Annotated in this window: 14 protein-coding genes; 13 read left to right on the top strand and 1 reads right to left on the bottom strand. The window is 63.8% G+C overall.

Annotation, left to right across the window (positions count from 1 at the left end; translation table 11 throughout):
- The first annotated feature begins 86 nt into the window (after positions 1-86).
- The 13 genes from ybgC to folD all read left to right on the top strand — a co-directional run bounded on the left by ybgC (position 87) and on the right by folD (position 13,344).
- On the top strand, positions 87-473 hold the full coding sequence (ybgC, locus tag AAFO92_RS12945) for a tol-pal system-associated acyl-CoA thioesterase (RefSeq protein ID WP_347535752.1): 387 nt from the start codon (positions 87-89) through the stop codon (positions 471-473).
- Between the two features lie 114 nt (positions 474-587).
- Positions 588-1,283 (top strand): protein TolQ, encoded by a 696-nt coding sequence (gene tolQ / locus AAFO92_RS12940; protein WP_347535750.1) that lies wholly within the window; start codon positions 588-590, stop codon positions 1,281-1,283.
- A gap of 3 nt (positions 1,284-1,286) precedes the next feature.
- Positions 1,287-1,760, top strand: a complete 474-nt coding sequence (tolR, locus tag AAFO92_RS12935; RefSeq protein WP_347535748.1) for a protein TolR — start codon at positions 1,287-1,289, stop codon at positions 1,758-1,760.
- A gap of 8 nt (positions 1,761-1,768) precedes the next feature.
- Positions 1,769-2,872: an energy transducer TonB gene (locus tag AAFO92_RS12930; RefSeq protein ID WP_347535746.1), complete on the top strand. Its 1,104-nt coding sequence runs from the start codon at positions 1,769-1,771 to the stop codon at positions 2,870-2,872.
- Positions 2,872-4,194 (top strand): Tol-Pal system beta propeller repeat protein TolB, encoded by a 1,323-nt coding sequence (gene tolB, locus AAFO92_RS12925; protein WP_347536375.1) that lies wholly within the window; start codon positions 2,872-2,874, stop codon positions 4,192-4,194. Before AAFO92_RS12930 ends, tolB begins: the two co-directional genes overlap by 1 nt.
- Positions 4,195-4,273: 79 nt before the next feature.
- Positions 4,274-4,789 (top strand): peptidoglycan-associated lipoprotein Pal, encoded by a 516-nt coding sequence (gene pal / locus AAFO92_RS12920; RefSeq protein WP_347535745.1) that lies wholly within the window; start codon positions 4,274-4,276, stop codon positions 4,787-4,789.
- A gap of 16 nt (positions 4,790-4,805) precedes the next feature.
- Positions 4,806-5,633, top strand: a complete 828-nt coding sequence (gene ybgF, locus AAFO92_RS12915) for a tol-pal system protein YbgF (protein ID WP_347535743.1) — start codon at positions 4,806-4,808, stop codon at positions 5,631-5,633.
- On the top strand, positions 5,630-6,889 hold the full coding sequence (gene tilS / locus AAFO92_RS12910) for a tRNA lysidine(34) synthetase TilS (RefSeq protein ID WP_347535741.1): 1,260 nt from the start codon (positions 5,630-5,632) through the stop codon (positions 6,887-6,889). The genes ybgF and tilS overlap by 4 nt, the downstream gene beginning before the upstream one ends.
- Positions 6,890-6,990: 101 nt before the next feature.
- Positions 6,991-8,907 (top strand): ATP-dependent zinc metalloprotease FtsH, encoded by a 1,917-nt coding sequence (gene ftsH / locus AAFO92_RS12905; protein WP_347535739.1) that lies wholly within the window; start codon positions 6,991-6,993, stop codon positions 8,905-8,907.
- Positions 8,908-8,969: 62 nt separating this feature from the next.
- Positions 8,970-9,689: a methyltransferase domain-containing protein gene (locus AAFO92_RS12900; RefSeq protein ID WP_347536373.1), complete on the top strand. Its 720-nt coding sequence runs from the start codon at positions 8,970-8,972 to the stop codon at positions 9,687-9,689.
- Between the two features lie 224 nt (positions 9,690-9,913).
- Positions 9,914-10,537, top strand: coding sequence for a sulfurase (locus AAFO92_RS12895; protein ID WP_347535737.1), 624 nt, complete (start codon positions 9,914-9,916; stop codon positions 10,535-10,537).
- A 152-nt stretch (positions 10,538-10,689) separates the two neighbouring features.
- The gene (locus tag AAFO92_RS12890) at positions 10,690-12,366 is read left to right on the top strand and encodes a formate--tetrahydrofolate ligase (protein WP_347535735.1); all 1,677 of its coding nucleotides are present in this window, start codon (positions 10,690-10,692) and stop codon (positions 12,364-12,366) included.
- A gap of 87 nt (positions 12,367-12,453) precedes the next feature.
- A complete protein-coding gene (folD, locus tag AAFO92_RS12885) occupies positions 12,454-13,344 on the top strand; it encodes a bifunctional methylenetetrahydrofolate dehydrogenase/methenyltetrahydrofolate cyclohydrolase FolD (RefSeq protein ID WP_347535733.1) in 891 nt (296 codons plus the stop codon).
- A gap of 58 nt (positions 13,345-13,402) precedes the next feature.
- Here folD and AAFO92_RS12880 read toward each other — a convergent pair whose 3' ends face one another.
- Entirely contained in the window at positions 13,403-13,825 is a 423-nt protein-coding gene (locus AAFO92_RS12880; RefSeq protein ID WP_347535731.1) for a PaaI family thioesterase, read from the bottom strand.
- Positions 13,826-13,919 lie beyond the last annotated feature (94 nt).

Raw genomic sequence — 13,919 nt, 5'->3', positions numbered from 1 at the left:
CGAGCGCAAAACGCATCTGCGTGAGCGTAGCGAACTCTATCTGAGAACAGTTGCTTGTGGCGAGGACTGGTCGTAGGGTCCGGGCCATGGCCCACCATTTCCCGATCCGCGTCTATTACGAAGATACCGACATGGGCGGGATCGTCTATTACGCCAATTACCTGAAGTTCATCGAACGCGCCCGCAGCGATTGGGTGCGGGAAATCGGGATCGACCAGAACGCGATGCGCGATGACGGGATCGTCTTTGCCGTCCGGCGGGTCGAGGCGGATTACGTTGCGCCGGCGCGGTTCGACGATGCCCTGATCGTCGAGACCACGACGCAGGCCGTCACCGGTGCGCGGCTCGTGCTGGACCAGAAGGTGACGCGCGGTGAGGAACTGCTGTTTCAGGCCGTCGTGACCGTTGTCTGCATCAACGAGGCGGGTCAACCGGCGCGATTGCCGGCAAATATCCGCCTGATGCTGCATTAAACACGGGAAAATACCGCCAATCGTGCGATGTGATTGGCCTTCCCCTTTAAAATCGGCTAGTTTGCCCCTCAATAAGCTTGGGAACAACCGGGCAGTCACAAAAAGAGCAGGCAGATGGAAGCAGAAACCCTGGCAATGGCACAGGAGATTGATTTCTCCATGTGGGCGCTATTCGCACGCGCAACCTTTATCGTGAAAATCGTCATGTTGATGCTGATCGTGGCCTCGTTCTGGGCCTGGTCGATCATCATCCAGAAGATGATCGTTTATCGCAAGGCGCATCGGGAGGCGGATATATTCGACCGCCGCTTCTGGTCGGGCGAACCGCTTGACCAGCTGTTCGACGAGATCGGTCCGGAACCCGGCGGTCAGTCGGAGAAGATTTTTGCCGCCGGCATGACCGAATGGCGGCGTTCGCATCGCAACGATGGCGGGCTGATCGCCGGGGCCACGGCCCGGATCGACCGCAGCATGGATGTGGCGATCGCCAAGGAAAGCGAGGGGTTGCAACACGGGTTGCAGGTTCTGGCGACGGTGGGGTCTACCGCGCCTTTCGTGGGGCTTTTCGGGACGGTCTGGGGGATCATGAACGCCTTCATCGAGATCGCCGAACAACAGAGCACCAACCTGGCGGTGGTCGCGCCCGGCATTGCCGAGGCGCTGCTGGCCACGGGGCTGGGCCTGCTGGCCGCGATCCCGGCGGTGATCTTCTACAACAAGCTCAGCGCCGATAGCGACCGGATCGTGGCGGGGTACGAGGCCTTTGCCGACGAGTTCGCCACCATCCTCAGCCGTCAGTTGGACAGCTAGACGATGGCAGGTGGTGTCATTCAGAAATCCGGTGAGGGTGAACGCCGGCGGCGGGGCCGGGGGCGTTCGCGTCCGATGGCCGAGATCAATGTCACGCCCTTTGTGGACGTGATGCTGGTGCTGCTCATCATCTTCATGGTGGCGGCACCGCTGATGACGGTGGGCGTGCCGGTCGAACTGCCCAAGACCGCTGCCGCGGCGCTGCCGGGCGAACAGGAGGAGCCGCTGACCGTGACGGTAACCGCCGACGGTACCGTGACGATCCAGACCACCGAAGTGGCGCGTGACGAACTGGTGTCCAAGTTGCAGGCGATCGCTGCCGAACGAGACAGTGCGCGGGTTTATCTGCGCGCCGACGGGTCGGTTTCCTACGCGGATGTGGTTCAGGTGATGGGCGCGCTCAATCGCGGCGGGTTCAATGATATCGGTCTGGTCACCGATACCGGCGGTCCGACGCTGGACGGCCGGGACGGCTGACGGCGCGCGTGAATACCGGTCAGATCATATCCGGGGCGGGACATCTGGCCCTGATTGGCTGGGCGCTGTTCGGCGGCGTGTTCAGGGCCGAGCCGCTGCCTTTCGCAGTGACCGACGTGACCGCGATATCCGGCGAGGAATACGCGGCCCTGATCGCGCCGCAGACCGCGCCGGAAACCGCCGTGGATATTGCCGCGCCCGAGGCGCCCGAGGTGGAGGAGAGCGCGCCTGATCTGGGGTCCGGGGCCGATGACCAGCCCGAGATCACGCAGCCAGAAGTGGCCGCGACCCCGCCGCCCGACACGCGCCCGGAAGTGACCGAGGTCACGCCCCCTGCCGAAGCGGAAGTGAGTGACGAGGCACCGGAACTGACTCCGCCCGCGGAAGATACGGCCGTGCTGGTGCCCGATGTGGCGCCCGAGGCGCAGCCGCAGGATGCCGACCGTGTCGCACCAGAGCCGGTGGCGCAGCCCGAACCGGATACGCAGGTGGATGACGTGGTCCAGCCCGAGACCGTGCCGGACCAGGCGGCAGATACCCCGCGCGAGGAAACCGATGCGACGGCGCCCGAGGAGGCCACCACCGAAATCGTGACCGAGGCCGAGGAGCCGGCGCAGGCGGCGCCCAGCCGGTCCCTGCGGCCGCAAACCCGCCCGGCGCGCCCCGAACCGCAGGCGGAAACCCAGACCGCGCAGCAGGCGCCCGACGAGCCGGCGGTGGACAACAACGCGGTCGATGATGCGGTGGCCGCCGCCATCGGCGGCGCCGAGACCGGGACGGCCACGCCCAGCGGGCCGCCGATGACGCGCGGTGAAAAGGATGCGCTGCGCGTGGCGGTCCAGCGCTGCTGGAACGTCGGCAGCCTGAGCACGGACGCGTTGCAGGTGACCGTCGTCGTGGGGGTCACGCTTGACAGTGCCGGCAAACCCACCTCGATCAAACAACTCAGCGCAACGGGCGGATCGGGCGGCGCGGTCAGCAAGGCCTACGAGGCCGCCAGGCGGGCGGTTTTGCGCTGCGGGGCAAATGGCTTTGATCTTCCCCGCGACAAATATGATCACTGGCGTGATATTGAGATGACATTCAATCCCGAGAACATGAGGATCAAATGATGAAACGGTTTCTGACCCTCCTGATGGCGCTGACGCTTCTTGCCGCGCCGCTGGCCGCGCAAAGCCCGGGGCCGCTGCGGATTGAGATCGACGAAGGGGTGATCGAGCCCTTGCCCTATGCCGTGCCCGATTTCGTCGCCGATACCGGGGCGGCGGCCGAGCTGGGGCGCAATATCGCGCGGGTCATCGCCGCTGACCTGAGCGGTACGGGATTGTTCCGCGAACTGCCCAGCGAGGCGTTCATCAGCCAGATCACCAGCTTCTCAAGCCCGGTGCAGTTTGCCGACTGGAAGGCGATCAACGCCCAGGCGCTGATCACCGGGGCGGTCAGCGTCGATGCGGCGGGTAAGCTGGTGGTCCGGTTCCGGGTCTACGACGTTTTTGCCGGGCAGGAACTGGGGCAGGGTCTGCAGCTGGTAGGTACCCAGGATGGGTGGCGGCGCATGGCGCACAAGGTGGCCGATCAGGTCTATAGCCGGATCACCGGCGAAGGCGGCTATTTCGACAGCCGGGTGGTCTTTGTCGCGGAATCGGGCCCCAAGGATGCGCGCTCCAAGCGCCTGGCCATCATGGACTACGACGGCGCCAACGTGAAATACCTGACCGACAGTTCCTCGATCGTGCTGGCGCCAAGATTTTCGCCGACGGGCGACCGCATCCTCTATACCAGCTATGAGACCGGCGAGCCGCGCATCTACGAGTTGAACATCGGCAATGTAAGCCGCCGCGTGCTGCAGACCCAGGCCGGCACGATGAGTTTCGCGCCGCGTTTCGGGCCGGACGGGCAAACGGTGATCTTTTCGCAGACCCAGGGCGGCAATACCGATCTGTTCAGCATGAACCTTGCCACCGGGTCCAGCACGCGCCTGACAAGCGCGCCCTCGATCGAGACCGCGCCCAGCTTCAGCCCCGATGGCCGCCAGATCGTGTTCGAGAGCGACCGATCGGGCACGCCGCAGCTCTATGTCATGTCGTCGGGCGGCGGCGAGGCGCGCCGGATCAGTTTCGGCCAGGGGCGCTATGGCACGCCGGTCTGGTCGCCGCGGGGGGACCTGGTGGCCTTTACCAAGCAATCCAAGGGCCGGTTTCATATCGGCGTGATGCGGCTGGATGGCAGCGAGGAACGGCTGCTGACGGCCTCATTCCTGGATGAGGGGCCGACATGGGCGCCCAACGGACGGGTCATCATGTTTACCCGTGAAACCCAGGGCGCATCGGGCCGGGCGAGCCTTTATTCGGTCGATATCAGCGGCCGCAACCTGAAACCCGTGCCAACGGATACCGGGGCCAGCGATCCCGCCTGGTCGCCCCTGCAGAATTAGACAAATACCGCAATTCTCATGGCGGATGTGCTGTGATAGAAGAGGACAGGGCAATGAAACAAACGAGTGGGGCAAACCTATGACTTATCTGAGCAAGACAGTAATCCTGTGCGCCGGGCTGGCGCTGGCGGCCTGCACGAATGCCGACCGTTTCGGCGGGGCGAATGGCGGCGGCGCGGGTGGTGCCGGCAGCGGGGCGCATGCCCCGGGCAGTGCGCAAGACCCGAGATCACCGTTGTATTTCCAGCAAACCGTGGGCGACCGCGTGCTGTTCCAGGTCGATCAGTCCAACCTGTCGCCCGACGCGCAGACCACGCTGGACGGACAGGCGCAATGGCTGATGTCCAATCCCGAATTCAACGCCGTGATCGAAGGCCACGCGGATGAGCAGGGCACACGCGAATACAACGTCGGCCTGGGCGCACGGCGGGCAAACTCGGTCCAGGAATACCTGGTCAGCCGGGGCGTTGCGCCAAACCGCCTGAAGGTGGTCAGCTATGGCAAGGAGCGGCCCATCGAGATTTGCAGCGAAGAAGCCTGCTATGCCAAGAACCGCCGGGCGGTGACCGTGGTATCGGTCACGCCGGTAAGCTAAGCGCGGAGGATCCCCCATGCGCCGATTTGTTGCTGTGCTGGCCTTGGTGGCCGTCGTTTTCCCCGCCGGGGGGTGGGCGCAGAATGAGGAGACACTGGCGGACATCCGCCAGGAGCTCTCGATCCTTTACGTTGAGATTCAGCGGCTTAAGCGTGAGCTGAGCACAACCGGCGCCAGCGGCGACGTGTCTGTTGGCGGATCGGCCCTGGACCGGCTGGGCGCGATCGAGGCCGAATTGCAGCGCCTGACCTCCAAGACCGAACAGCTTGAATTTCGCATCGACCGGGTTGTGAGCGACGGCACCAACCGTATCGGCGATCTGGAATTCCGGCTGTGCGAACTGGAAAGCGGCTGCGATATCTCGACATTGGAAACCGGCAGCACCCTGGGCGGGGTGGCGCCGGCGACGAATACCGGGACCGACGCGGGCGTCGAACCGGTGGAAGCCGGCCCAGAACTGGCAGTGGGCGAGAAAGCCGATTTCGAGGCCGCCGAAGCAGCGATGACAGCGGGCAACTTTGCCGAGGCGGCCGCCAAGTTCGCGGCGTTTCAGCAGGCCTATCCGGGCGGTCCACTGACCGACAGGGCAGGGCTTTTGCGCGGCGAGGCGCTTGAGAAATCCGGCGATCTGAAAGAGGCCGGGCGCGCCTATCTTGATCTTTTCAGTTCCAACGAAACCGGACCGGTGGCTGCCGAGGCGCTCTATCGTGTCGGGAATATCCTGGGACAGCTGGGCCAGTCCGATCAGGCCTGCATCACGCTGGGCGAGGTGGGGGTGCGGTTCCCGCAGGATGCCGCCGCCGGGCAGGCACAAGCAAAGATGTCGCAACTGGGCTGCCAGTGAACTCCGGCCGAATCGCGCTGCTGCGGGACCGGATCGCCGGGCACTTCCTGCCGCGCGCGCCCGAGGAGCTGGGAATCGCGGTCTCTGGCGGCAGCGATTCGATGGCGCTGATGTACCTGTTGCACGACTGGTCAAGCGATGGCGGTCCACGGCTGCGGGCGGTGACGGTCGATCACGGGTTGCGCCCCGAATCCGCCGACGAAGCGCGCATGGTGGCCGCCTACGCAGAACGTCTGGGCATCCCGCATGACAGCCTCAGATGGACGGGATGGGATGGCCGCGGCAACCTGCCCGATCAGGCGCGGCGGGCGCGTTACCGGCTGATGGCGGACTGGGCCGAGGCGCGCGGGATCTCTCATGTCGCGCTGGGGCACACCGCGGACGACCAGGCAGAGACCTTCCTGATGCGGCTGGCGCGCGAGGCGGGTGTCGACGGGCTTTCCGCCATGTCCGCGGCCCGGCAGCACGGGCGCATTACGTTTTGCCGGCCGGCCCTGCGCACTACCCGCAAAGAGCTGCGCGACACGCTGCGCGCCAGGGATGTGCGGTGGATCGACGATCCGACAAATTCCGACACCGCCTATGAACGCGTCCGCGCCCGCAAGCAGCTGGCGGAACTGGCACCGCTGGGGATCACGGCAAGCACGCTTTCGACGGTGGCGCACCACATGGGAGAGGTCCGCAAGACGCTCTATTGGTATGTTTTCCTGGCTGCGCGCGACATGGTGGCGTTTCAATCCGGCGACATACTGATTGCGCGCAAGGAATTCCGGACATTGCAGAACGAGGTCAAGAGACGGCTGCTGCAGTCGATCCTGGCCTGGATCGGCAATGCGGAATACGTGCCGCGCGGGCGCGCGATCGACCTGCTGATGGAATCGATCCGTGGCGGTACTGGGATGACCCTGCAGGGGTGTCGCGTTCTGGTCGAGCCCAGCCAGCTACGGGTGGTGCGGGAATACAATGCCGTCGCCGGGCTGCGCCTGCCGGTCGGGGAAATATGGGATGGGCGCTGGCAACTGACCGGTGTGGTCAACGGCTCCGGCCTCGAAATCGGCGCGCTTGGGCCCGACGGATTGCGGCAATGCCCGGACTGGCGCAGCAGTGGCCTGCCCGAGGCCTCGCAGCATGCAGCACCCGCGGTCTGGCAGGGCGACAAACTGATCGCGGCGCCGACAGTATCCTTCGGCAAGGGCTGGCAGGCCGAACTGCTGCGCGACGAAGAAGACTTTTTTGCCTCATTGTTATCGCATTGATCGGCTATAGTTTGTCGTTGAAGATGGCGCGATGATCTCTATTTAAGACAGGCAGGCCCTGTGCTAGAACCGGGTCTGACCGATTTCATAGGAGAGTTTCCTTGGGCAACGCGAGAAATATCGCCTTTTGGCTTGTCTTGTTCCTGCTGATCCTGGCGCTGTTCAACCTGTTCAGCGGGTCGGGCAACACGCTGCAGAGCAAGTCGATGAAATATTCCGAGTTCATCGCCGCGCTGGAGGGCGGCAATGTCAGCCAGGTGACGCTGGATGGAGAAACTGTCCGTTTCCGCGACTCCGATGGCAAGGAATATATCACCGTCAAGCCGCAGGATGCCGAGGTCACGCAGCTCCTGATCGAGAAAGGCATCCCGGTTTCGGCCGAAAGCCAGGAACAGTCGGGATTCCAGACCTTCTTGCTGTCGCTGTTGCCCTTCGCGCTGCTGATCGGCGTCTGGATCTATTTCATGAACCGGATGCAGGGCGGCGGCAAGGGCGGCGCGATGGGGTTTGGCAAGTCCAAGGCCAAGATGCTGACCGAGAAGCAGGGCCGTGTCACCTTTGATGACGTCGCCGGCATCGACGAGGCCAAGGAAGAACTGCAGGAGATCGTCGAATTCCTGCGCCATCCGCAGAAATTCAGCCGTCTTGGCGGCCAGATTCCCAAGGGCGCGCTGCTGGTGGGCCCTCCGGGTACCGGTAAGACGCTGCTGGCGCGGGCCATCGCCGGTGAGGCGGGCGTGCCGTTCTTCACCATCTCGGGCTCGGATTTCGTCGAAATGTTCGTGGGCGTCGGCGCCAGCCGCGTGCGCGACATGTTCGAACAGGCCAAGAAGAACGCGCCCTGTATCGTCTTTATCGATGAGATCGACGCCGTGGGCCGGCACCGCGGCGCGGGCTATGGCGGCGGTAACGACGAGCGCGAGCAGACGCTGAACCAGCTGCTGGTGGAAATGGACGGGTTCGAGGCGAATGAAGGCGTGATCATCATCGCCGCGACCAACCGCAAGGATGTTCTGGACCCGGCGCTGTTGCGTCCGGGCCGCTTCGACCGCCAGGTCACGGTGCCCAACCCCGATATCAAGGGCCGCGAGAAGATCCTGGCCGTGCACGCCCGCAAGACCCCGCTGGGCCCGGATGTGGACCTGCGGATCATCGCCCGCGGCACACCCGGTTTCTCGGGCGCCGACCTGGCCAACCTGGTGAATGAGGCGGCGCTGACCGCTGCCCGCGTTGGCCGGCGTTTCGTCACCATGGACGATTTCGAGAACGCCAAGGACAAGGTGATGATGGGGGCCGAGCGTCGGTCCATGGTGCTGACCGACGAGCAGAAGGAAAAGACCGCCTATCACGAGGCCGGGCACGCGATCGTGGGGCTGGAACTGCCGAAATGCGATCCGGTCTACAAGGCCACGATCATCCCGCGCGGCGGCGCGCTGGGTATGGTGGTCAGCCTGCCCGAGATCGACCGGCTGAACTGGCACAAGTCCGAATGCGAAGAGAAGCTGGCGATGACCATGGCCGGGAAGGCCGCGGAAATCATCAAGTACGGACCCGACGACGTGTCGAACGGCCCGGCGGGCGACATTCAGCAGGCCAGTGGTCTGGCCCGCGCCATGGTGCTGCGGTGGGGCATGTCCGACAAGGTCGGCAATGTCGATTACGAGCAGGCGCACGAGGGCTATATGGGCAATGCCGCCGGCGGCTTCTCGATCTCAGCGGCGACCAAGCAGCTGATCGAGGATGAGGTCAAGCGCCTGATCGACGAAGCTTATGAACGCGCCTTCAAGATCCTGACCGACAAGAAGGAAGAATGGGAACGTCTGGCCAAGGGCCTGCTGGAATACGAGACCCTGACCGGTGAGCAGATCCAGCGTGTGATCAAGGGTGAGCCGCCCGAAGCCGATGATGACGGCGATGCGCCCGAGGACGGCACGGCACCGTCGGTCACGGCCATTCCCAAGACCAAGCCCAAACCGCGCCGCGGCGATGGCGGGCTGGAGCCTGAGCCGTCGACGTGAGTGGCGCTGCCCGATCATCTGACTGGAACCCGGGCGCCTATGCCCGGTTTCACGATCTGCGGCTGCGGCCAGGGCTGGATCTGCTGAACGCCGTGGGCCGGATGGGCGCGGGCGACGTGATTGACCTCGGGTGTGGCAATGGCGCCCTGGGCGAGGCGCTGTCCGCCCGCGCGGCGGGCCGGAAGGTGATCGGCGTCGATGCCTCGCCGGCGATGCTGACCAAGGCGCGGCAATCCAAGGGTTACAGCAGCGTCCAGCAGGCGGATATTCGCGACTGGCACCCGCGGTCGGCGCCGGGGCTGATCTTTTCCAATGCCGCGCTGCATTGGGTCGGCAATCACGAACAACTGTTGCCCCGACTGGCGCGGATGCTGGGCAAGGGCGGCACCCTGGCGGTGCAGATGCCGCATCAGAACAAGTCGCCCTCGCATCGCGTCTGGCTGTCCTTGGCCGAGGAAATGTATCCTGACCGGGTCGAAAAAATGGGCACACCTGGCGTGATGGCGCCGGTGAAATACGAAGAGTTGCTGGCCCAGATGGGGCAGTTCAGATTGTGGGAAACCGAGTACTTTCAACGCCTTGGCGCCGAAGAGGGGAGCCACCCTGTGCGCCGCTTCACCGAGAGCACCTATGCGCGCCCGGTGCTCGAGGCGTTGAACGCCGAAGAAAAGGCCGACATCATTTCGCGCTACGAGGAAGTCATGCACGCGGCCTATCCGATCCGCAAGGACGGCTCGGTCCTGTTCCCGTTTCGCCGGATGTTCTTTACCCTGACCGTCTGAGCCGCCTTGCAACTGTTTTCGAGTTGCGGTCGCTTCGCGTGCCCGGATGCGTTTTGCGCTCGGGCCGCGCAGGCCTTGGGGCGCTGCCCCAAACCCCGGAGTATTTCAGGAAAGGTGAAGACAGGGGCATCAGGTGCGGTGCGGCCGGTGTCACAAATTCTGAGTTGACGCAAAGGCGCAGCGCATTGACAGTGGCCTGGTCCGACCATCAGGAGATGCCAGCAATGCCCGCCCTATTGCCAACCGGTTTCAGCGCAACGATCACCTGGCTGGGCCGGGTCGAGCCGGGCGGGGAGGGTATCCGCTCGGTCCCGCTGCAGGCGGTTGAGACGACCTATGCCGGGGCCACGGGGGAGGTGCATGGCGGCCTGACCCGCCGCTCCTGTGTGCGGGTGCGCGATCAGCATCCCGAAGGCACCGAGATCCGCAATGTGCGGCAGTTCTCGATCGTCTCGGCCGAGGAGATGGCGGTAATCGCCGCCGAGATCGGGCTGCCGCATCTGCAACCCGAATGGCTGGGGGCATCGATGGTGATCGAGGGGATCCCGGATTTCAGCCATGTGCCGCCCTCGTCCCGGTTGCAGAACGCGGATGGCACAACGTTGGTGATCGACATGCAGAACCGGGCATGTATCTACCCGGCGAAGGAGATCGAGAAGGACCGGCCGGGGCATGGCAAGGCGTTCAAACCCGCCGCCAAGGGGCGCCGTGGCGTGACAGCCTGGGTTGAACGGGAAGGGCCCCTGCGGGTGGGTGAGACGTTGCGGCTGCACATCCCCGATCAGCGGGTCTGGTCGCATTTCGGGGAAAGTGTGAAAGAGGCGGGGCAGGCCGATTTAGGCCTGTAAATTCAGGGCCGCCGAGTTTCCGAAAAGAAACTTTTCCCCGGCTTTCCGCCGCAACAGATGCGGTATATGTCGGATTTGCGTTCTGTATACGATGGAAGACTCGGTAAACCCGGGCTGACATTCCAGCCCGGTTGCCCAAACGAGGACCAAACATGAGCTATAAATCCGACATCGAAATCGCCCGTGAAGCGAAGAAGAAGCCGATCCAGGAAATTGGTGACAAGCTGGGAATACCCACCGAACACCTGCTTCCTTATGGCCATGACAAGGCGAAGGTGAGCCAGGATTACATCAACTCGGTCCAGGGCAATAAATCCGGCAAGCTGATCCTGGTGACGGCGATCAACCCGACGCCGGCGGGTGAGGGCAAGACCACGACCACGGTGGGCCTGGGCGACGGGCTGAACCGGATCGGCAAGAAGGCGATGATCTGTATCCGCGAGGCGTCACTTGGCCCGAACTTCGGCATGAAGGGCGGCGCAGCCGGGGGCGGCTATGCGCAGGTCGTGCCGATGGAGGACATGAACCTGCATTTCACCGGCGATTTCCACGCGATCACCAGCGCGCATTCGCTGCTGAGCGCGATGATCGACAACCATATCTACTGGGGCAACGAGTTGGAAATCGATGTGCGCCGGGTGCAATGGCGCCGGGTGGTGGACATGAACGACCGGGCGCTGCGCCAGATCAACGTGAGCCTGGGCGGCGTCGCCAACGGCTTCCCCCGCGAAGGTGGGTTTGACATCACGGTGGCGTCGGAGGTGATGGCGATCCTCTGCCTGGCCAAGGACCTGGAGGACCTGGAAAAACGTCTGGGTGACATGATCGTGGCATACCGGCGCGACCGCAGCCCGGTCTTCTGCCGCGATATCAAGGCCGAGGGCGCGATGACCGTGCTCTTGAAAGATGCCATGCAGCCCAACCTGGTGCAGACGCTGGAAAACAACCCGGCCTTCGTGCATGGTGGTCCCTTCGCCAATATCGCGCATGGCTGCAACTCGGTCACGGCGACGACAACAGCGCTGAAAATTGCCGATTACGTGGTGACAGAGGCCGGTTTCGGGGCCGATCTGGGCGCTGAGAAGTTCATGAACATCAAGTGCCGCAAGGCCGGCCTGGCGCCCGATTGCGTGGTGCTGGTGGCAACCGTGCGGGCAATGAAGATGAATGGCGGCGTGGCCAAGGCCGATCTGGGAGACGAGAATGTGGAGGCGGTAAAGGCCGGCTGCGCCAACCTGGGCCGTCACATCGGCAACCTGAAATCCTTTGGCGTGCCGGTTGTTGTCGCGGTGAACCATTTCGTCACCGATACCGATGCCGAGGTTGCGGCGGTGCAGGAATACGCCAAGAGCCAGGGCTCGGAAGCGATTGTCAGCCGCCATTGGGAACTGGGCAGCGAAGGTTCGGAGGCGCTGGCCAAGCGCGTGGCCGAGGTTGCCGACAGCGGTGCCAGCCAGTTTGCCCCGATCTATGGCGACGAGATGTCGTTGTGGGACAAGATCAACCGGATCGCCAAGTCGATCTACCGCGCTGACGAGGTGCTGGCCGACAAGAAGATCCGCGATCAGCTGAAGCTGTGGGAAGAGCAGGGATACGGCAATCTGCCGATCTGCATGGCCAAGACGCAGTACAGTTTCTCGACCGATCCGAACCTGCGCGGCGCGCCGACCGGCCATTCAGTGCCGGTCCGCGAGGTGCGCCTGAGTGCCGGTGCGGGATTCGTCGTGGTGGTCTGTGGTGAGATCATGACCATGCCGGGCCTGCCGCGCACCCCGGCCGCCGAGAATATCCGCCTGAATGACGGTGGCCAGATCGAAGGCCTGTTCTGATCGGGAGGGCGGGGCGACGCTCGGGCCCACAGGGCCCATCGCCCCGCCCGCCCTCCCGCAACTACGTGACAGCAAGAGGACGATGGAATGACGGCGCAGATTATTGACGGCAAGGCCTTTGCCGCCACCGTACGCGAAAAAGTGGCAGGCCATGTGACGCGCCTGAAAGAGGAAAACGGCATCACGCCGGGCCTGGCGGTGGTGCTGGTGGGCGAAGATCCCGCCAGCCAGGTCTATGTGCGGTCCAAGGGCAAGCAGACCATCGAGGCCGGGATGAACTCGTTCGAGCACAAGCTTGACGCGGATACGTCCGAGGCCGACCTGCTGGCACTGGTCGATCAGTTGAACAACGACCCGTCGGTGCATGGCATTCTGGTGCAGCTGCCGCTGCCCAAGCATCTGAACGAGGATCTGGTGATCAACTCGATCAACCCGGAAAAGGATGTGGACGGGTTTCATATCTCGAATGTGGGCCTGTTGGGGACCGGGCAGAAATCAATGGTGCCCTGCACGCCGCTGGGCAGCCTGATGATGCTGCGTGACCATCATGGATCGCTGAGCGGGCTGAATGCGGTTGTGGTGGGACGGTCGAACATTGTCGGCAAGCCGATGGCCCAACTGCTGCTGGGTGACAGCTGCACCGTGACCATTGCCCACAGTCGCACCAAGGATCTGGCCGATGTGGTCCGCGGTGCCGATATTGTCGTCGCAGCCGTCGGCCGCCCTGAAATGGTGCCGGGGGACTGGATCAAGCCGGGCGCCACGGTGATCGATGTGGGCATCAACCGGATCGAACGGGACGGCAAGAATATCCTGGTGGGCGATGTCGATTTCGACAGCGCCAAGGAGGTTGCCGGGGCGATCACGCCGGTACCGGGCGGCGTGGGCCCGATGACCATCGCCTGCCTGCTGGCGAACACGGTGACTGCCTGTTGCCGGGCCAATGGCCTGTCAGAGCCTGAGGGTCTGACCGCCTGACCAGTGCAAGACCGTCTACGATAAACCTATAGACCCCCGGAGCATCTCTGGGGGTTTTTTACGCCGGCGCCATGGGCATCATCGTGCCGGTCAGCAGGGCGACATGGGTTTCCTCGTCGGTTTCGACAGCAAAGACATCGGCTTGCACGATCACCAGCCGCCGCCCGGGTTTGATCACCCGGCCACGCGCGATTAGGTAGTCGCCCTTTGCAGGCGCAAGAAGGTTGATCTTCATCTCCGTGGTCAGCACCTCATACCCGTCGGGCATGGTGGACAAAGCGGCATAGCCGGCGGCGCTGTCACCGATGCTGAAGGTCAGGCCGGCATGGGCGATCCCATGCTGTTGCCGGCTGCCGGGAAGTATTGGCGCACGGATTTCGACTGTGCCGCGCTCTAGCAAAGCAATTTCCGCGCCGAGTGTCGCCATCAACGATTGTGCGGAAAAGCTGCTGCGAATCTGTTTGGCCTTGTCGGGGGACATTTTCGGGATATTTCCCATTCTGTACGTCGCTATATCCGGCCGATACTAGGAGGGCGAACAGCCCGTGTGAATAGTTGGTTGACGGGAATGGTGT

The organism is Roseovarius sp. CAU 1744 (assembly GCF_039839345.1).
In the GTDB taxonomy this organism is placed as follows: domain Bacteria; phylum Pseudomonadota; class Alphaproteobacteria; order Rhodobacterales; family Rhodobacteraceae; genus Roseovarius.
The sequence above is the reverse complement of the archived record's forward strand: the minus strand, read 5'-3'. Positions and strand labels throughout refer to the sequence as shown.

What these genes read in the sequence shown, in the direction of transcription:
- tolQ (WP_347535750.1), top strand. Translation starts at nt 588, where the DNA reads ATGGAAGCAGAAACCCTGGCAATGGCACAGGAGATTGATTTCTCCATG.
- AAFO92_RS12895 (WP_347535737.1), top strand. Translation starts at nt 9,914, where the DNA reads ATGCCCGCCCTATTGCCAACCGGTTTCAGCGCAACGATCACCTGGCTG.
- tolR (WP_347535748.1), top strand. Translation starts at nt 1,287, where the DNA reads ATGGCAGGTGGTGTCATTCAGAAATCCGGTGAGGGTGAACGCCGGCGG.
- ybgF (WP_347535743.1), top strand. Translation starts at nt 4,806, where the DNA reads ATGCGCCGATTTGTTGCTGTGCTGGCCTTGGTGGCCGTCGTTTTCCCC.
- folD (WP_347535733.1), top strand. Translation starts at nt 12,454, where the DNA reads ATGACGGCGCAGATTATTGACGGCAAGGCCTTTGCCGCCACCGTACGC.
- pal (WP_347535745.1), top strand. Translation starts at nt 4,274, where the DNA reads ATGACTTATCTGAGCAAGACAGTAATCCTGTGCGCCGGGCTGGCGCTG.
- tolB (WP_347536375.1), top strand. Translation starts at nt 2,872, where the DNA reads ATGAAACGGTTTCTGACCCTCCTGATGGCGCTGACGCTTCTTGCCGCG.
- ybgC (WP_347535752.1), top strand. Translation starts at nt 87, where the DNA reads ATGGCCCACCATTTCCCGATCCGCGTCTATTACGAAGATACCGACATG.
- AAFO92_RS12880 (WP_347535731.1), bottom strand. Translation starts at nt 13,825, where the DNA reads ATGTCCCCCGACAAGGCCAAACAGATTCGCAGCAGCTTTTCCGCACAA.
- AAFO92_RS12890 (WP_347535735.1), top strand. Translation starts at nt 10,690, where the DNA reads ATGAGCTATAAATCCGACATCGAAATCGCCCGTGAAGCGAAGAAGAAG.